General features: G+C 66.8%; 14 protein-coding genes. 9 read left to right on the forward strand and 5 right to left on the reverse strand.

All coding sequences use genetic code 11. The features are described 5' to 3' along the window. Positions 1 to 48: 48 nt before the first annotated feature. The 3 genes from miaA to QM701_RS16790 are packed head-to-tail and all read right to left on the reverse strand — an operon-like array spanning position 49 to position 3,880. Positions 49 to 990, reverse strand: coding sequence for a tRNA (adenosine(37)-N6)-dimethylallyltransferase MiaA (gene miaA / locus QM701_RS16780; protein ID WP_415168151.1), 942 nt, complete (start codon positions 988 to 990; stop codon positions 49 to 51). Beyond that, positions 987 to 2,831 carry a DNA mismatch repair endonuclease MutL gene (mutL, locus tag QM701_RS16785; protein ID WP_415168152.1) on the reverse strand — a complete coding sequence of 615 codons (1,845 nt, stop codon included), beginning with the start codon at positions 2,829 to 2,831 and terminating at the stop codon, positions 987 to 989. The genes miaA and mutL overlap by 4 nt, the downstream gene beginning before the upstream one ends. A gap of 47 nt (positions 2,832 to 2,878) precedes the next feature. Further along, a complete protein-coding gene (locus QM701_RS16790) occupies positions 2,879 to 3,880 on the reverse strand; it encodes a TRAP transporter substrate-binding protein (RefSeq protein ID WP_415168153.1) in 1,002 nt (333 codons plus the stop codon). Between the two features lie 241 nt (positions 3,881 to 4,121). Here QM701_RS16790 and QM701_RS16795 point away from each other — a divergent pair, with 241 nt between their 5' ends. The 7 genes from QM701_RS16795 (at position 4,122) to QM701_RS16825 (ending at position 13,231) form a co-directional block, all read left to right on the forward strand. Next, positions 4,122 to 5,489 (forward strand): SLC13 family permease, encoded by a 1,368-nt coding sequence (locus QM701_RS16795; protein ID WP_415168154.1) that lies wholly within the window; start codon positions 4,122 to 4,124, stop codon positions 5,487 to 5,489. Positions 5,490 to 5,605: 116 nt separating this feature from the next. After that, positions 5,606 to 7,165 carry an acyl-CoA carboxylase subunit beta gene (locus QM701_RS16800; RefSeq protein ID WP_415168155.1) on the forward strand — a complete coding sequence of 520 codons (1,560 nt, stop codon included), beginning with the start codon at positions 5,606 to 5,608 and terminating at the stop codon, positions 7,163 to 7,165. A gap of 55 nt (positions 7,166 to 7,220) precedes the next feature. Then, entirely contained in the window at positions 7,221 to 7,631 is a 411-nt protein-coding gene (locus tag QM701_RS16805) for an OadG family transporter subunit (protein ID WP_415168156.1), read from the forward strand. Positions 7,632 to 7,645: 14 nt separating this feature from the next. Then, positions 7,646 to 8,146: a biotin/lipoyl-containing protein gene (locus QM701_RS16810; protein ID WP_415168157.1), complete on the forward strand. Its 501-nt coding sequence runs from the start codon at positions 7,646 to 7,648 to the stop codon at positions 8,144 to 8,146. A gap of 3 nt (positions 8,147 to 8,149) precedes the next feature. Beyond that, positions 8,150 to 9,277, forward strand: a complete 1,128-nt coding sequence (locus QM701_RS16815) for a sodium ion-translocating decarboxylase subunit beta (protein ID WP_415168158.1) — start codon at positions 8,150 to 8,152, stop codon at positions 9,275 to 9,277. 302 nt (positions 9,278 to 9,579) lie between these two features. Continuing rightward, complete coding sequence (locus tag QM701_RS16820; protein ID WP_415168159.1) at positions 9,580 to 12,594, forward strand: response regulator; 3,015 nt, start codon at positions 9,580 to 9,582, stop codon at positions 12,592 to 12,594. Positions 12,595 to 12,604: 10 nt separating this feature from the next. After that, entirely contained in the window at positions 12,605 to 13,231 is a 627-nt protein-coding gene (locus QM701_RS16825; protein ID WP_415168160.1) for a response regulator, read from the forward strand. Between the two features lie 46 nt (positions 13,232 to 13,277). Here QM701_RS16825 and QM701_RS16830 read toward each other — a convergent pair whose 3' ends face one another. Further along, positions 13,278 to 14,594 (reverse strand): dicarboxylate/amino acid:cation symporter, encoded by a 1,317-nt coding sequence (locus QM701_RS16830; RefSeq protein WP_415168161.1) that lies wholly within the window; start codon positions 14,592 to 14,594, stop codon positions 13,278 to 13,280. Between the two features lie 81 nt (positions 14,595 to 14,675). Beyond that, positions 14,676 to 16,028, reverse strand: a complete 1,353-nt coding sequence (locus QM701_RS16835) for an anaerobic C4-dicarboxylate transporter (protein ID WP_415168162.1) — start codon at positions 16,026 to 16,028, stop codon at positions 14,676 to 14,678. Positions 16,029 to 16,389: 361 nt separating this feature from the next. On the opposite strand from QM701_RS16835, the gene QM701_RS16840 reads away from it, so the two are divergent. Continuing rightward, the gene (locus QM701_RS16840) at positions 16,390 to 18,381 is read left to right on the forward strand and encodes a sensor histidine kinase (RefSeq protein ID WP_415168163.1); all 1,992 of its coding nucleotides are present in this window, start codon (positions 16,390 to 16,392) and stop codon (positions 18,379 to 18,381) included. Beyond that, positions 18,378 to 18,992: a response regulator transcription factor gene (locus QM701_RS16845; protein ID WP_415168164.1), complete on the forward strand. Its 615-nt coding sequence runs from the start codon at positions 18,378 to 18,380 to the stop codon at positions 18,990 to 18,992. The genes QM701_RS16840 and QM701_RS16845 overlap by 4 nt, the downstream gene beginning before the upstream one ends. Positions 18,993 to 19,093 lie beyond the last annotated feature (101 nt).

Raw genomic sequence — 19,093 nt, forward strand, 5'->3', positions numbered from 1 at the left:
CTCCAAGTCAAGCACTTTATCGGCCGTATTCCGGCCGTCAGCCGTTTTTCATGCCGCCGATAGCATTGCCTCGACCCGCCTGCCGATCCGCTCGCACACGTCGCCGGCCAGGCAGTCGAAGGTTTCCGGCCGGAGCGTGTTGGTCATCCAGGTGATCTGGCGCTTGGCCAGCTGGCGCGTGGCGTAGATGCCGCGGTCGCGCATCTCGCCGCGCGGGATGAGGCCGTCCTGCGCCTCCCAGACCTGCCGGTAGCCGACGCAGCGCATCGACGGGAGTTCCGGCGAGAGTACGTACTTGCCGCGCAGGCGCGCCACTTCGTCTTCCAGCCCGGCCAAGAGCATGGCGTCGAAGCGCCGCGCGATGCGTGCGTGCAGCGCGGCGCGGTCGGCGGGCAGCAGGCCCAGCGAAAGGAAGTCGTAGGGCGGCCGGTGCCGCCGCCCCGCGGCGAGCAGTTCCGACATCGGGCGGCCCGCTATCCGGAAGATTTCCAGCGCGCGCTGGAGGCGCTGGGCGTCGGTGGCGTGCAGGCGGGCGGCGGTGGCCGGGTCGACGCGGGCCAGTTCGGCGTGTACGGCCGGCCAGCCGCGCGCGGCGGCCTGTGCGTCGATCGCGGCGCGCACGGCAGGGTCGGCCTGCGGCAGTTCGGCGAGACCGTCGAGCAGCGCCTTGTAGTAGAGCATGGTGCCGCCGACCAGCAGGGGAATCCGGCCGCGCGCGGCGATCTCCCGCAGCGCGGCCAGCGCGTCGGCGCGGAAGCGGGCGGCGGAATAGGCTTCCTCGGGGCTGATCAGGTCGATCAGGCGATGCGGGAAGCGCGCCAGCGTTGCGGCGTCGGGCTTGGCCGTACCGACGTCCATGTCGCGGAAAACCTGCGCCGAGTCGACGCTGACCAGTTCGACCGGGAAGCGCTCGGCCAGCCACAAGGCGACCGCCGTCTTGCCCGACGCGGTCGGGCCCATCAGCAGGATGGCGGGCGGATGCGCCGTCATCGACCGCGCAGGAACAGAGCGTCGAGCTCCTGCAGCGAGAGCCGGGTCCAGGTCGGCCGGCCGTGGTTGCATTGGTCGGCGCGCTCGGTTTCTTCCATCTGGCGCAGCAGGGCGTTCATTTCCGGAATGGAGAGCTGGCGCCGGGCGCGCACGGCGCCGTGGCAGGCCATGGTGGCGAGGAGTTCGTTGCGCCGCGCCGTGAGCAGCTGGCTGACGCCGTGCTCGCGCAGCTCGGCGAGCAGGCTGCGCGCCAGGACCGCCGGGTCGGCGGCCTGCAGCAGCGCGGGCACGCCGCGCACGGCGAGCTGCGCCGGACCCATCGGCGCGACGTCGAAACCGAGCTCGCGCAGCGCCTGGGCGTGCTCCTCGGCGGCGGCGACGTCCAGGGGATCGGCCGCGAAGACGGCGGGAATGAGCAGCGCCTGCGTGGCGATCCGCTGGTCGTCGAGCGCGTTCTTGAGCTTTTCGTAGAGGATGCGCTCGTGCGCGGCGTGCATGTCGACGAGCACCAGCCCCTGCGCGTTCTGGGCCAGGATGTAGATGCCGTGCAGCTGCGCCACGGCGTAGCCGAGCGGCGGCGCGCCGTCGGCGGCGGGCGCCTCCTCGGACGCTGCCATCGCGGACTGCGGGGCGGGCGCGGCGAAGGCCGCGCGGTTGAAGGCGTAGTAGGCCGCGGTGGCCGGTTCCGCGACGCGCAGCGAGGCCTGGCGCGGCGGCGTCCAGGCCGGCGCTTGGCCGGCCGCCGAGCGGGCGGGCGCGGCGTCCGCGGCGGCAGTGGTCGGCCGGGCCGCGGCCGCGGCGGATTCCCATGGCGGCGGGGCGGCTGCCGCCAGCGGACTGGACAGCGCCTTCTGCACGGCGTGGAAGACGAACTGGTGCACGGCGCGGCCGTCGCGGAAGCGGACTTCGGTCTTGGCCGGGTGGACGTTGACGTCGACCAGGGCGGGATCGATTTCGAGGAACAGGCAGTAGGCCGGATGGCGGCTGCCGTGCAGCATGTCCTGGTAGGCTTCGCGCAGGGCGTGGGCGAGCAGCTTGTCGCGCACGAAACGGCCGTTGACGTAGCAGTACTGGGCGTCGCTGCGCGGCCGCGAATGGGCGGGCGCGGCGCAGTGGCCGACCAGGCGCAGCGGGCCGGGGCCGGTGTCGACGGCGCGCGATTCGGCCAGGAAGTCCTCGCCGAGGATGGCGCCGGCGCGGCCGGCGGCGTCGCTGCGGGCGAGATGCAGGCCGACGCGGCCGTTGTGCGCGAGCGTGAAGGCCACGGCCGGGTTGGCCAGGGCGATGCGTTTGACGGCTTCGGCGCAGTGGGCGAATTCGGTGGCTTCGGACTTGAGGAATTTGCGCCGCGCCGGCGTGTTGTAGTAGAGGTCGCGCATTTCGACGACCGTGCCGCCGAGCAGGGCGGCCGGCTCAGGCGTCGCGCCGGATTCGGCCGCGAGGCGCCAGGCGTGGGCCGAGCCGGCCTGGCGGCTGGTCAGCGCGAGGCGGGCGACCGCGGCGACCGAGGCCAGCGCCTCGCCGCGGAAACCGAGCGTGGCGACGCGTTCGAGATCGGCCAGCGAGGCGATCTTGGAGGTGGCGTGGCGGGTCAGCGCCAGCGCCAGTTCGTCGCGCGCGATACCGCAGCCGTCGTCGGTGACGCGGATCAGCTTGACGCCGCCTTCCTCCAGCTGGATCTGGATGGCCGTGCCGCCGGCGTCGAGCGCGTTTTCGAGCAGTTCCTTGAGCACCGAGGACGGGCGCTCGACCACCTCGCCGGCGGCGATCTGGCTGATCAGCAGGTCCGGCAGCAGCTGGATCGGGGCGCGGTTCTCGGGGGGGCGGGGCGTCTGCGGCATCCGGCGATTATACCGGCCGGACCGGCGGCCGGGCGGCGTCGGCGGGGCTACATCTTGTCCGGGTCGAAGCCGGTCTCCCGGTAGATCGCGTCGATGATCTCCCGGCCGATGCGCGGCGCCATTTCCTGGTGCGTCTTGAGCAGGGCCTTCTTGAACGCCGCACGCTCGGCGGGCGTCGGCGTGTAGACCTGCGTCTTGCCCGTCTGCCGGATCTTCGCCAGGGCGTTGTCGTTCTCCTCCTGGGCGATCCGGTTGGCGTAGACGGTGGCGTCCTTCATGGCCTGTTCGAGCTGGTTGCGGATGCCGGAGGGCAGGCCGTCCCAGAAGCGCTTGTTGGTGATCACCACGTAGCCGAGGTAGCCGTGCTCGGTCAGCGTCATATGCTTCTGGACTTCGTACATCCGCTGTGTGTAGAAGTTGGAGTGCGGGTTCTCGGTCCCGTCCACGATGCCCGTCTGCAGCGCCTGGTAGACGTCGGAGAACGCCGTGATCTGGGGAAACGCGCCCAGGGCGCGGGTCTGCGATTCGAGCACCTTGGACGACTGGATGCGCAGTTTCAGGTCGCGGAAGTCGGCCGGGGTGCGCAGCGGCCGGTTGGCCGAGAACGATTTCAGGCCGTTGTCCCAGAAGGCCAGCCCCTTGATGCCCTTGGGTTCGAGCTTGGCCAGCAGCGAGGCACCGATCGGCCCCTGGGTGACCTTGTGCAGCAGCGCGGTGGTGTCGAAGATGTAGGGCAGGTCGAACACCTCGAATTCCTTCAGCCCGAGCGGCGCCAGCTTGGCCACCGAGGGGGCCAGCATCTGCACGGCGCCGAGCTGCAGCGCCTCCATTTCCTCCTTGTCCTTGTACAGCGTCGAGTTGGCGTAGACCTCGACCTTGACCGCGCCGCGGGTCAATGCGGCCACGCGCTGGGCGAAGAATTCGGCGGCCTTGCCCTTGGGCGCGTCCGGCGCCACCACGTGGCTGAATTTGATCAGGACCGGTTGCTGGGCAAAGACGGGCAGCGCGGCCGAAAAGAGGGCGGCGATCAGCAGTTTCGAGATATTCATTTTGGTTGGCTGCCGCGATCCTGCGACGGCGCGGGCCGGGGCATTTGCATGGAGGGGAAAAATACGGCGAATTTTTTCTCGTTTCATTACGGATTTCCACAATTGCTAGCTGGCGCCAAGGCGACGACAGTGCGCCCTGTGTTGGACTCGAACGAGAACCGAGGTTCATTTTATCGCTGCAGTCGACAACACGATAAGGAATTCACGAGGAGGAAACAAAATGGGGGGTGAAATCTTTGGGATGCCGATTGCTGCGTTCGCCTCGCTGATCGGCGTGGCGATCGTCGTCGGAATATCCATGTACAACGAGGAGTTGAATGTCGGCATCGTCGGCATCGCGTTTGCCGTGATTATCGGCGCCATCTTTGCCAACATGTCCGCAGCCAAGATCATGCAGGCCTGGCCGCTGGATCTGTTCATGATCCTGACCGGCGTGACGTTCCTGTTCGGCGTCGCGACCACCAACGGAACGATGCAGAAACTGACCAGCAACGCGATCCGGTTGGCCGGGGGAAACACCGCGCTGATTCCGCTGATCCTGTTCCTGCTGATCACCATCATCACCACCATCGGGCCGGGCAACATCGCCACGTTCACGCTGATGGCGCCGATGGCGATGGCCATCGCCGAACGCATCGGCATGAAAGCCTTCCTGATGTCGCTGCTGATCGTCGGCGCGGCCGAAGGGGCGGCGTTCTCGCCGATCGCGCCGACCGGGATCATTTCGACCCACTTCGTCACCCAGATGACCCCGAAACTCGCGGCGCTGGGGCAAACACTCGGTGACGCCAATGCGCTGGGCTGGAAAATCTACTTCAATTCCATGTTCGCCCAGTTGATTGCCAACGTCGGTGGTTTCTTCCTGTTCGGCGGCTGGCTGTGGGTACGCCAGCAGCGCAATTCCACGCTGAGCATCGACGAGATCGCGCCGAAACCCGAACCCCTGGACAAGATGCAGTGGATGACGGTCGCCTGCATCGCGGTACTGGTCCTGTTGGTCATCCTGCCGGGCATATCCGTCACCAAGGGTTTGTTCTCGACGACGATGCTGAACATCATCGGCAACGGCAAGGTTCCCAACGTCGGCGCCGTCGCGTTCATCCTTGCCAGTCTCCTGCTGCTGATCAATGCCGGCGACAGCAAGGCGGCGATCAAATCGATGCCCTGGTCGGTGATCATCATGGTCGGCGGCATGGGCATCCTGGTCGACGTGATGGACAAGGCCGGCGGTCTCAAGGCCCTGGTCAACATCATCGCCTCGGTCTCCAACCCGACCACGGTGAACGGCATGCTCGCCTTCGTCACCGGCGTCATCTCCAGCTATTCGAGCTCGTCCGGCGTGGTCATGCCGATGTTCCTGCCGCTGGTGCCCGGCCTGGTCGAGACGCTCGGCGGCGGCAGCGCGGTGGCCATGGTCTCGTCGATCAACGTCGGCTCGCACCTGGTCAACATGGCGCCGCTGTCGCTGTTCGGCGCCGTGTGCGTCGCCTGCGCGGGCGACTCGGAGGACAAGGGCAAGCTGTTCCGTCAGCTGCTGATCTGGGGACTGTCGATGTCGGTGGTCGGTGCCGTCATCTGCTATGTCATGTTCGGCCTGCTCAATCTGTAGTTTCGAGCGAAAGTGAAAAACCGGACGGCAACGTCCGGTTTTTCACTCAGCGGATTTTTCGCATTTGTTCATAACAGGGCCGTTCATCGAGGACGGCACTTTTTCTGGGAGTGGAAATGACGACGGAAGGGAATACGCAGAAGCGTCTGGAAGGTTTGCGTGAGCTGCGTTCGCGCGCGGTACTGGGTGGAGGGCAGAAGCGGATTGACCAGCAGCACGAGCGCGGGAAGCTGACGGCGCGGGAGCGGCTGGGGCTGCTGCTGGACGACGGGTCGTTCCAGGAGTTCGGGGCGTTGGCGACGCACGAATTCAGCACCTTCGGGCTGGACAAGCAGCGCTTCCCGGGGGACGGCGTGGTCACCGGGTTCGGCAAGATCAACGGCCGGCGGGTGGCGGTGTTCTCGCAGGACTTCACGGTGATGGGCGGCTCGTTCTCGCACGTGCAGTCGCAGAAGATCTGCCGCATCCAGGACATGGCGCTCGAAGCCGGCATCCCGGTGATCGGCCTTGGCGACTCGGGCGGCGCGCGCATCCAGGAAGGCGTACGGAGCCTCGCCGCCTACGGCGAAGTGTTCGTGCGCAACGTGCTCGCCTCCGGCGTGGTGCCGCAGATCTCCCTGATCCTCGGCCCCTGCGCGGGCGGTGCCGTGTACTCCCCGGCGCTCACCGACTTCATCATCATGGCTGGACAGGGCTACATGTTCCTCACCGGCCCCGAAGTGATCAAGGCGGTGACCGGCGAACAGGTCACCGTCGAAGAACTCGGCGGCGCCGAAGTGCACACCGGCAAGAGCGGCGTCGCCCACCTCGACGCCGACACCGAGGAAGACGGCATCGCGCTGGTCAAGGCGCTGCTCGCCTACCTGCCGCAGAACAACAACGAAGAACCGCCGCAGCTCATCTCCGAAGACCCGGTCGGGCGCATGGACGAGACGCTCAACGGCCTGATCCCGGACGGCGACAACACCCCGTACGACATCCGCGACGCGATCAACGCCATCTTCGACGTCGAAAGCTTCCTCGAAATCCAGCCCAACTACGCCGCCAACGCCGTCATCGGCTTCGCGCGCATGGACGGCTACTCGGTCGGCATCGTCGCCAACCAGCCCTGCTACATGTCCGGCGCGCTCAACATCGACGCCTCCGACAAGATCGCCCGCTTCATTAGGCTGTGCGACGCCTTCAACGTGCCCATCGTCACCTTCATCGACTGCCCGGGCTTTTTGCCCGGCACCGGCCAGGAATACGGCGGGGTCATCCGGCACGGCGCCAAGATCATCTACGCCTACTGCGAAGCCACCGTGCCGAAGGTCTCCCTCGTCACGCGGAAAGCCATGGGCGGCGCCTACGTCGCCATGAGCTCGCGGCAGATGCGCACCGACGTCACCTTCGCCTGGCCGACCGGCCAGATCGCCGTGATGGGCGCCGAAGGCGCGGTGAACATCCTGTTCCGCGACGAGATCAAGAAAGCGGCGGACCCCAAGGCGCGCGAACAGGAACTGCTCGCCGAATACCGCGAACGCTTCTTCAACCCCTACCGGGCGGCCGACGTCGGCCAGATCGACGAAGTCATCGAACCGCGCGAAACGCGGCCGCGGCTCGCGCGTGCGCTGGAAATCCTGCGCACCAAGGTGCAGCAGAACCCGTCCAAGAAACACGGCCTGTCGCCGGTCTGAGTAGAAAGGGACCGGACATGATTGATCAACCCAAAACGACAGAGACGAGGTTGCCATGGAACACCTAGGATGGGGCTTGGAAATGACGGTGCTCGGCATGGGGCTGGTGTTTGCCCTGCTGGCCCTGCTCTGGCTGCTGCTGACGATCGTCTTGAAGCTGGACAAGGAAGACGAGCCGGAAGAAGAGATCAGCCCGCAGGAAGCCACGGTCGAAGCCGAACGCATCGCCGCGATCGCCGACGACGCCGTGGGGGCGCAGACGCCCGAACGGCCGACGGTGAACGGTATGCCGGCCGACCTGGTGGCGGCGATCCTGGTGGCCACCCACACCCACCGCAAGAGCATGCGGCGCCAGGCGGCGCCGCTGGTGCGCACCGTCTGGCCGGGGAGCCAGATCTTCGCCAGCCGCTGGCTGGCCACGGGCCGTGCGCGGCAAACCAACAACTGGCAGCCAAGAGGAAGATAATGCGACGCTATACCTTGAACATCAGTGACCGTGAATTCGTCGTCGACGTGCAGGAAATCGACGCCGACAACTTCGAAGTCGTGGTCGGGGACGACACCTACCAGGTCAGCCTGACCGGCGACGAAAGCCTCAACGGCGCCGTCATCGCGCCGGGGCTGACGCCCAATGCCGCGCCGGCGGCGGCGCCGCGCAAGGCTGCCGCGCCGCGGCCGGCGGCCGCCCCGGCGGCGGCCAGCGCCCCGGCAGCGGCGTCCGCCGCCCCGGCCCCGGCCCGCAAGCCGGCGGGCGGCGGCGGCAAGGGCACCCAGACCGCGCCGATGCCCGGCGTGATCCTCGAAGTCAACGTCAAGGCCGGCGACGTGGTCACCCGCGGCCAGCAGGTGGCCATTCTCGACGCGATGAAGATGCACAACATGATCGGCGCCGCGCAGGCCGGCACCATTGCCGACGTCTATGTGGCCGCCGGACAGTCCGTGGACCATGGCACGCCGCTCCTCAAGTTCAAGGAGGAGTGAGCCATGATCGATCAAGAAACGATCGGCCTGTTGATGAAGGGGATCAACGGCGTCACCTGGCAGTCGGTGGTGATGATCCTGGTTTCCTTCGTGCTGTTCTACCTCGCCATCGTCAAGGACTACGAGCCGCTCCTGCTGCTGCCGATCGGCGCCGGCTGCCTGTTGGCCAACCTGCCGCTGTCGCCGCTGATGGACGAGCACGGGATGCTCAAGATCCTGTACGAAGTGGGGGTCGAGAACGAGCTGTACCCGCTGCTCATCTTCGTCGGCATCGGCGCCTTGACCGACTTCGGGCCGCTCCTGGAGAACCCCAAGTTCGTGCTGCTCGGCGCGGCGGGGCAGTTCGGCATCTTCATGACGCTGATCCTGGCGCTCCTGCTCGGCTTCACGCAGAACGAAGCGGCCTCGATCGGGATCATCGGCGCGATCGACGGGCCGACCTCGATCTACGTGTCGGGGATTCTCGCCCCGCACATGCTCGGGCCCATCACGGTGGCGGCGTACAGCTACATGTCGCTGGTGCCGATCATCATGCCGCCGGTGATCTTCGCGCTGACGTCCAAGGAAGAACGGGCGATCCGCATGCCGTACAGCTCGCGCAAGATCAGCCAGCGCACGCGCATCATGTTCCCGATCATCGTCACGGTGATGGTCGGCACGCTGGTGCCGTTCGCCACGCCCTTGATCGGCATGCTGATGCTGGGCAACCTGATGAAGGAATCCGGCGCGGTCGAACGGCTGACCAAGGCCTCCTCGAACGAGATCGCCAACATGGTGACGCTGTTCCTGGGGCTGGCGATCGGCTCGACGATGGTCGGCACGGACTTCCTGAAGACCCAGACGCTGTTCATCCTGATCCTCGGCCTCCTGGCCTTCGGGGTGGACTGCGCGGCCGGGGTGCTGTTCGCCAAGGCGCTCAACGTGGTCACCGGCGGCAAGGTGAATCCGATCATCGGGGCGGCCGGCATCAGCGCCTTCCCGATGGCCGCCCGCGTCTGCCAGCGCGTCGCCCAGCAGGAAAACTTCGATAACTTCCTGCTCATGCACGCCATGGGCGCCAACGCCGCCGGACAAGTCGCCTCCGTCGTCGCCGGCGGCGTCGTCCTCGCCCTCATGGGCGCCGGGGGCTGATCGGCAGCGCCGATCCGGGCCACGGAGCATGGTCGAAGGGGAGCGTTGCCGCTCCCCTTTTTTTTCTTGGGGCAAACCGTCAGGGAGGCGCCGAACTGTTCCCCGTTCGTCATTCCGGCGCAAGCCGGAATCCAGGAGAACCCACGAAACGGACTCCGGCCCGCGCCGGGGTGACGAATGAATCAGTGTTCCTTTAGAATCATCCGGTTCGAACGTGGAGCGCCGGCGCCGTCCGCGCCGAGGGGGCGGCGCAGCGTTCATTCCAGATCGTTTACCTTCCGCCGGCCGCCGGGACCCGTGAGATGACGCCGAGCATCAAGCAGATCAGAAACGCTTTGGCCGTTCTGTGCATCCTGTGCGGCAGCGGCTATCTTTCGTACATCTACAGCCAGCACGTCGGCATTCTCTCCCGGCAGGCGGTGGCCGCGAGGCGGCTCGAAGATTTCAGCGCGGCGCTCTTTTCGCCGATGGACAAGTACGACTACCTGCCCGAGATCACCTCGAACCATCCGCTGGTCGTCAACACGCTGAAGCATCCCGAGGACCCGGACCGCATCACGCGGCTTTGCGCCTACCTCGAAGGCCTCAACCGGACGGCGAAATCGGAGGCGATCTACGTGCTCGACAGCGAAGGCCTGACGCTGGCGGCCAGCAACTGGCGGGAGCCGCTCACCTTCGTCGGCAACAACTATTATTTCCGCCCGTACTATCACGACGCGATCGAGCGCGGCAAAGGGCGTTTCTTCGGCGTCGGGACGGTCAGCCAGAAGCCCGGCTACTACCTGTCGCACCGTGTCGAGTCGGGACGGGAGGTGATCGGCGTGGTGGTCGTCAAGGTCGATCTCGGCGACCTGGACGCGCGCTGGGAGGACAACCAGGACACCATGGTGGTGACCGACGAGAACGGCATCGCCTTCCTGAGTTCGCGCAAGGAATGGAAGTACCGCGCGCTGCGGGCGCTCGACGCGGCCACCATCGAGGAGCTGGGGCGCACGCAGCAGTACGGCGACCGGCTGCAGGCGCCGGTGCGCATGGCGTGGGGGCAGCGCCTGGACAACGGCGACCGCATCGTCCGGATAACGGAGGCGGATGCGGGCGAGGGCGGCCAGCGCTACATCGCCCGCTCGTCGCTGCTGCAAGGCGCCAAGTGGGAGGTCGGCATTTTCACCTCGCTCGCCGAGACGGAGGTGCGGGCGCGCCAGACGGCGGCGGCGGTGGTGGCGGCGGCCACCATCATGATCCTGCTGTTCATGTATCTGCAGCAGATCGGCAAGCGCCGGAAGGAGAAGGAGGAGTCGCAACACGCGCTGCAGATGGCCCACCAGGCGCTGGAGGCCAAGCACGAGGAGCTGGGCGTGCTCAACACGCATCTGCTGGAGCAGCGCGGGCAGCTGGAGCACACCGTCGGCGAGCTCGAACGCGCGAAGGCCGATGCCGACTCGGCGAATCAGGCCAAATCGGAGTTCCTGGCCAACATGAGCCACGAGATCCGCACCCCGATGAACGCCATCCTCGGGCTGACCCATCTGACGCTGAAGACCGAACTCACGCCGAAGCAGCGCAACTACCTGACGAACGTCGATTCCGCGGCGACCACCCTGCTCGGCGTGCTCAACAACATCCTCGATTTTTCCAAGATCGAGGCGGGCAAGCTGCAGATCGAGCGCATCGCCTTCGACGTCTGCGACCTGTTCAGCAACGTCGCGTCGATCCTCGCCCTGAGCGCCGAGGGCAAGGGCCTCGAAATGGTCTTTCGCGTCGCCCCGGACGTTCCCGTGCGGCTGTGCGGCGATCCGCTGCGGCTCGGCCAGATCCTGCTCAACCTGGTCAATAACGCGATCAAGTTCACGGAGCGGGGCGAGATCCTGATTTCCGTCGAAGCGGTGGGCCGGCGGCCGCCGGCGGTCGAACTGCGCTTCGCCGTCCGCGACAGCGGCGTCGGCATTTCGCCGGAACAGCGAGGCTGCCTGTTCCGCTCGTTCAGCCAGGCCGACCAGTCCACCACCCGGCGCTATGGCGGCACCGGGCTCGGGCTGGCCATCAGCAAACGGCTGGCGGAAGCCATGGGCGGCGGCATTTCGGTGGCCAGCGAGCCGGGCGAGGGGAGCACCTTCGCCTTCAGCGCGCTGCTCGAAGACGCGGGCGATGGCGTCGATATCCGGGAGATCGGCGCCGAGCTGCGCGGCAGGAAGGTGCTCGTCGCTGACGACAATCCGACGGTACGCGGCGTGCTCGCGGAACTGCTGCAATCCTGGTCGGCCGAGGCCGTCGCGGTCGGGTCCGGCGCGGCGGCGCTGGCGCGGCTGATGCACGCGGCGGCGTGCGGCGAACCGCCTTTCGAGCTGGTTCTGCTCGACGGCCGGATGCCGGACGTGGGCGGCGCCGACGCGGCGCGCCGGATGCGCGAGGAACTCGCGCTTCCCGCCATGCCGGGCGTGGTGGTGATGACCGGCCCGGGCAGCAGCGACGCAACGCTCCAGGCGGGCGGCGCCGATGCCGTCCTGGCGAAACCCGTGGAGCCGTGCGCCCTGCGCGCGGCGATGCTGGCCGCCCTGCAGCGGAATGCCCAGGAAAGCGCCGGCGCCGCGCCCGCCGCCGCGTCCGGCGAGACGCCCGATCTACGCGGCCTGCACGTGCTGGTGGCGGAGGACAACGAGAGCAACCGGCATCTGGTCCGCGAGATACTCGATTCCGCCGGCATCACCTGCGACATCGTCGGCGACGGCAACGCCGCCGTGCGCTTCGCCCTGGAGCGCGCAGGGAGCCACGACCTGATGCTGATGGACCTCGAAATGCCCGGCATGGACGGACTCGACGCGGTCGGGGAGATCCGCCGGCACGAGCGCCGGCCCATGCCGATCATCGCGCTGACCGCGCATGCGATGGAGCAGGACCGGCGGCGCTGCCTCGAAGCCGGTTTCAACCAGCACCTGACCAAGCCCGTCAACCCCGCCCGGCTACTCGCGGACATCGCGCGCTGGGCCGGCCGGACGGCGCCGCGCGAGGCGTCCAGGCAGGAGGCGGAGCCGGGCGGGACGGCGGCAAGTCCCCGGCTGCCGGCGGTCGAACGCGAGCGGGTGAACCGTCTGCTGGCCGAGGTCGACGCGCTGCTCGCCGGCAACAACATCGCTGCCGAAGAGCGCACGCTGCGGCTGCGCGAAATGCTCGCCGGGCAGGAGGTGGATGCGCGGCTCGACGAACTCGAACTGGCCGTCGACCGGCTGGATTATCCGGCCGCGCGCTTGCTCCTCGCGGCGCTGGCCGGCGAACTGGCCGCGCGCGGACCGGCGCCCGCGCCGGCGCCGTCATTGCCCTGAGCCGACGATCATGCCGCAACAGCGCAAATACAAGGTGCTCCTCGTCGATGACGAGCTGATCAACATCAAGATCCTTTCCGACGTGCTCAAGGACGAATACGAAGTGGTGTTCGCCACGCGCGGCGATGAGGGCATCCAGCGGGCCATCGACGCCAGTCCCGACGTCATCCTGCTCGACGTGATGATGCCGGAGATGGACGGCTACGAGGTCTGCCTGCGGCTGCGGGGCGACGCGCGCACGTCGGCGATCCCGGTCATCTTCGTCACGGCGCTCGGCTCGGCGGCCAGCGAGGTGAAGGGGCTGGACACCGGCGCCATCGACTATGTCACCAAGCCCATCCACGGCGACGTCGTCAAGGCGCGCATCCGCAACCATCTGAAGTACAGGAACGCGCTGCTCACGGCCTCGGCGGTGGCGGAGTTCGCCGATTGGGAAAGCGTGGAGATGACCGAGCGGCAGAAGGAGATCTTCGGCTGGGTGAAGAAAGGCAAGACCAACTGGGAGATCGCCCGGATCATCGGCTGCTCGGAGGAGAACGTCAAATACCACATGAAGAACATCCTGCGCATCATGGGTTCCTACAACCGCACGCAGGCGGTCGCCGGCCTGCAGCCGAGAAGGAAAGGCGGCGAGTAGGCGCGCGCAAGCCGTCCGACCTCCGCGAGCGCCGCGTCCGGGCGGCTCAGCTCGGCGCGCGCGACGGCGCGGGCGCCGCCGTTTCGCCCGGTCCCTCCTCGAATCCAGCCTCCCCGTCGAGCGCCGCGGCGAGGCGCCGCGTGTCGAGGGCATGGCACCACTTGGCGACGACCAGGGTGGCCACGCTGTTGCCGATGAAGTTGGTCAGCGAGCGCGCCTCGGACATGAAGCGGTCGATGCCCAGGATCAACGCCAGTCCGGCGACCGGGATCGCGCCGCCCGAGGACAGCGTGGCGGCCAGCACGATGAAGCCGCCGCCCGCTACCGCCGCCGCTCCCTTGGAGGTCAGCAGCAGGACCACGAGCAGGGTGATCTGCTGGCGCAGGTCGAGCGGCGTGTTGGTGGCCTGGGCGATGAAGATCGCCGCCATGGTCAGGTAGATCGAGGTGCCGTCGAGGTTGAAGGAATAGCCGGTCGGCACCACCATGCCCACCACCGATTTCTCGGCGCCGGCGTTCTCCATCTTGGCCATCAGGCGCGGCAGCGCCGATTCCGACGACGACGTGCCGAGCACGATGAACAGTTCCTCCTTGATGTAGCGCAGCAGCTTCCACAGGCTGAAGCCGTGGAAGGCGGCGATGCCGCCCAGCACGCCGAAGATGAACAGCGCGCAGGTCAGGTAGAACGAGCCCATCAGATGCGCCAGTTGCGCCAGCGTGCCGAGGCCGTGCTTGCCGATGGTGTAGGCGATCGCCCCGAAGGCGCCGATCGGCGCCACCTTCATGACGGTCCCGATGATGCGGAACAGGATGTGCGAGAGCTTCTCGATCAGCTCGAACACCGGCCGGCCGCGCTCGCCCAGGGCGTGCAGCGCGTAGCCGAACAGGACCGAGAAGAACAGCACCTGCAGCATGTCGCCCTTGGCGAAGGCGTCCACCACGCTGGTCGGGATGATGTTCATCAGGAAGTCGGTCGTCAACTGCATCTTGCCCGGCGCCGCGTACATCGCCACGCTCTTGGCGTCGAGCGTGGCCACGTCGACGTTCATGCCGGCGCCGGGTTTCCAGACGTTCACCACGGTGAGGCCGATGATCAGCGCCACGGTGCTGACGATCTCGAAATAGAGCAGGGCGTAGCCGCCGGTCTTGCCGACCTTCTTCATGTCCTTCATGCCGGCGATGCCGACCACGATGGTGCAGAAGATGATCGGGGCGATGACCATCTTGATCAGCTTGATGAAGCCGTCGCCCAGCGGCTTCATCGCCGCGCCCGTTTCCGGCTGGAAGTGCCCGAGCGCCACGCCGATGCCGATGGCGATCAACACCTGGAAGTACAGACTGCGCAAAAGCGATTTCCTGAACATGGTCAACCTCGCTGCGATCGGTTGGCGGCATCGCCCGTCCGGATGCGACGGCAAATGAAGTTTTCCGCGGCGCCCGCCGCGTCAGAACAGCAGCTTGACGAGCAGCCAGCCGACCAGGCAGCCGGTGCCGACGCCGATCAGGCCGGGCACGATGAAGCTGTGATTGATCACGAACCGGCCGATGCGCGTGGTGCCGGAGCGGTCGAAGCCGATGCAGGCCAGGTCGCTGGCATACGTCGGCAGGATGAAGTAGCCGTAGCAGGCCGGCAGGAAGGCGATCATCACCTTCGGATCGACGCCGAGGCTGACGCCCAGCGGGGCGATGGCGGCGATCGCCGCGGCCTGGCTGTTGACCAGCTTGGAGACGATGAACAGGACGATCGCGTAGGTCCACGGCTTGGCGGCGACGACCCCGGCCAGCGATTCCTTGAGCAGCGTGAAGTGCGCCTCGAACACGGTATCGGCCATCCAGGCCACGCCGAAGATCGAGATCACCGCGACCATGCCCGCCTTGAACACCGTCCCGTTGGGCACGTCCTGCGGCTTGACCTTGCACAGCATGAGGATGAAGGCGCCGGCGCTGAGCATCATGATCTGGATCGCCAGGTTCATCGACAGCGCCTTGGCCTTGGCGCCCTCGCCGACCAGCGGGCGCAGTTCGGGAAAGGCGCCGAGCAGCACCACGACGCCGATGGCCGCGAAGAAGATCCACGTCGCCCAGTAGGCTTCCCGCGGGAAGACCTTGTCCAGCAGCGTGGCCGACTCGCCGTAGATGTACTGCTTCTGCTCGGGGTCCCTGATCCTCGCCTGGAATTCCGGGTCCTTATCCAGGTCCTTGCCGCGGCGCATGCTCCACAGCGCGGCGGCGATGGTTCCGCACAGCGTGGCCGGCGCGCCGATGGACAGCAGTTCGATCAGGCTGATCGGGTGGTCGAGGCCCTTGGCCTTGGCCATGATCGCCACCATCGAGACGACGGCGACCGAGACCGGCGAGGCGCAGATGCCGATCTGCGAGGCGATGGAGGCCACGGCCATCGGACGTTCGGGGCGGATGCCCTTCTTGATGGCGATGTCGTAGATGATCGGGAACATGGTATAGACCACGTGGCCGGTGCCGCACATCACCGTCAGCGACCAGGTGGTCAACGGCGCCAGCAGCGTGATGTGGTTCGGGTGCCGGCGCAGCAGCTTTTCGGCGAAGCGCATCATCACGTTGAGCCCGCCGGCCGTCTGCAGCACCGAGGCACAGCCGAGCACGGCCATGATGGTGAGCAGGACGTCAACCGGCGGCTTGCCCGGCTGCAGGTGGAAGATGGACACGAAGATCAGCAGGCCGACGCCGCTGATCAGGCCGAGCCCGTAGCCGCCATAGCGCGCGCCCGCCAGCAGGCAGCACAGGATGACCGCGAACTCCATGATGATGTTTGCATCCATTGGCACGTCCCCCCTTGTCGAATTTCCCCGAACCCTGAGCCGGCATGGAAATGTTCCGGACGGGTCTGTTGTTGATGCATGCAGTCTTATTCAAACCGCCTGAATAAGCGACTACTCGACCGGGTAGGCGGCCGGCCTGCCGGAGCCGCGCCGGAAAGGCGCGCCGGGTGCCGCCGATGGCCCGCCGGATTGGTGTGCAGGCTTTGTAAAACAAGGCCTCGCCTGCATACGGAAGGCTGGCGCTCTGGTATCCTTCGTCATTGAAAAATTGCTGGAAAGTCGCGCATTGCCGGCGCGCGATTCGTTTCCGTGGGGGACACGGTGGACGCGAACAGATGCGGTAAAAGCGGAGGCGGATGACATGCCGTTCGACGACAAACTGATGTCGGGCAGCGTGCGTCCGCTGGTCGCGCTCAAATGGTCGAACTGGTACCTGATCGCCCTCAAGCTGGCGATCGGACTGCTGCTCGTCCTGCTGATGGTCCTGTTCTGGGTGCTGCGCCAGAACGAGATGGAGGAACAGCGCTCGACGCTCATCGCCGACGTACTGTGGCTGGAGCAGAGCATCAATTTCCATCTGGAGGGCAGCTCCGAGAATTTCGAGCAGCTGGCGCTCGACCTGCCCAAGGAGCGGGACAAACACGTCCTGTTCCGCCTGCGCGCCGAATACATGCTGAAGAACAACCCCGACATCGTGCAGATCCTGTGGATCAGCGCGGCGGGCACGGTCCGGGAGGCCGTGCCGGCGCGGGCGCCCTCGCTCCTCGGGACGGACGAGGCGACGTTCCAGCAGAACGTAGAGATGGCGCGCAAGCTGGGGAAAACCGTCTATTCGGACGACTACTCCACGCCGGACGGGGGGCAGTTCGAACTGTATTCGCCGATTTTCGACGACGGGCATTACCAGGGCGTGCTGATCGGCGTGTTCTCCTTCAACAACCTGTTGAAGAACATCGTGCCGTGGTGGTTCGCCGAGAAATACCAGGTGCGCATCCTCGACGGCGGCGGCAACGTGCTGGCCAGCAAGTCGAAGGTCAGCAACGCCGAGACCACGATCAACTACGCCATTCCCCTCGACCCGCCCGGGTTCGGCATGGTGCTCCGGGTCGACGCCTACCGCAGCAGCGGCAATTTCGCGCAGAACCTGCTGACGGCCCTGGTCATCGCGCTGGCCGCCGCCGTGCTGTTCAGCCTGTGGGTGATGCGCGGCCACATCCGCCGCCGCATCGCCGCCGAACAGGCGCAGCGGTCGGAGCATGCGTTCCGCAAGGCCATGGAGGATTCGCTGACCGTCGGCATGCGCGCCCGCGACCTCACGGGGAAGGTGACCTACGTCAACCCCGCGTTCTGCCAGATGGTCGGTTTCAGCGAGAGCGAACTGCTCGACGTCGGCCCGCCGATGCCTTACTGGGCGCCCGAAGAGATGGAGCGGGCGCAGGCCATCAACGACGCGGTGATCGGCGGCAGGGCGTCGCGGGAGGGTTTCGAGATTCGCCTGATGCGCAAGGACGGCACCCGGCTGGACGCCCTGATCTACGAAGCGCCGCTGATCGGTCCCGAGGGCAAGCAGACCGGCTGGATGGCCTCGTTCGTTGACGTGACCGCACGCAAGCGGGTGGAGGAACTGGCCCGCCAGCAGCAGGAAAAACTGCAGGCCACCTCGCGCCTGGTGACCATGGGCGAGCTCGCCTCGACCCTGGCGCACGAACTCAACCAGCCGCTGGCGGCCATCACCAGCTATACGACGGGCTGCCTGAACAAGCTGGAATCGGGAATCTTTTCCCCGGACGAGCTCCACGCGGCGCTGACCAAGCTCGGCGTGCAGGCGCAGCGGGCCGGGCGCATCATCCGGCGCGTCCACGACTTCGTGCGCAAGAGCGAACCGAAAGTGGCGCCGTACGACCTGATCGAAGTGATCGACGACAGCATCGGCCTGATCGAGCCGGGCGCCAAGCTGGCCCACGTGCGCATCGAACGCGAGATTCTCGCCGCGCCCCCGCAGCTGATGGGGGACCGGGTGATGATCGAACAGGTCTTGCTGAATCTCATGCGCAACGCGATCGAGGCCATGAGCGCGCCGTCGCTGCCGTCGGCGCGGCGGTGCCTGACGGTCAGGCTCTGCCGGGTCGAGGACCAGGCGGAGATCCACGTCATCGACCGCGGGCCGGGCATTCCCCAGGATGTCCTGGAGAAGCTGTTTACTCCGTTCTTTTCGACCAAGGCCGACGGCATGGGCATGGGGCTCAACATCTGCCGGTCGATCATCGAATTCCATCGCGGCCGCCTGTGGGTTGAAGAAAACCCCGAAGGTGGTACCGTTCTAGTCATCTCTCTTCCGGTGATACAGCCATGACTCAGTTCGCCTATATCGTCGACGACGACGAGGCCATCCGCGACTCGCTCAGCTGGTTGATGCAGTCGCGGGGAATCTCCTGCAAGACCTTCCCGTCCGCGGAATCGTTTCTGGAGGCGTGGGGCGCGACCTTCGCCGGCTGCATCCTGCTGGACATCCGGATGGGGGAAATGAGCGGTAACGAACTGTTCGACCGGCTCGTCGAGCGCGGCTGCCAGTTGCCGGTGATCTTCCTGACCGGCCACGGCGACGTGCCGCTGGCGGTGTCCACGCTGAAGAACGGCGCCTTCGACTTCGTCGAGAAGCCGTTCAACGACAACCTGCTGGTCGATCGCGTTCTGGAGGCGCTCAAGCTCGACGAGGAGCGCCGCCGGGCGGCGGCCTCGGCGGATTCGGTCAACCGGCGGCTGGCGCAGCTCACGCCGCGCGAGCGGCAGGTCATGGAACGGATTCTCGCCGGCAAGCTGAACAAGGTGATCGCCGACGAACTGAAGGTGTGCATGCGCACCGTCGAAGTGCACCGGGCCAGCCTGTTCGAGAAAATGGGCGTGAAAACGGCCGTCGAACTGGCCCAGGTGGTGGCCTCGGCGCCCGGCCGGCCGGCCCCCTGAACGACGCCCCGGCGAGGCGTTCCGGACGCGGGTAAAAAAATCCCGAGCCGGTGTGGCTCGGGATGAAATCCCATCGTTGCGATGGGTCAGGGAGGGTCAAA

Source organism: Propionivibrio sp. (assembly GCF_047602565.1).
In the GTDB taxonomy this organism is placed as follows: domain Bacteria; phylum Pseudomonadota; class Gammaproteobacteria; order Burkholderiales; family Rhodocyclaceae; genus Propionivibrio.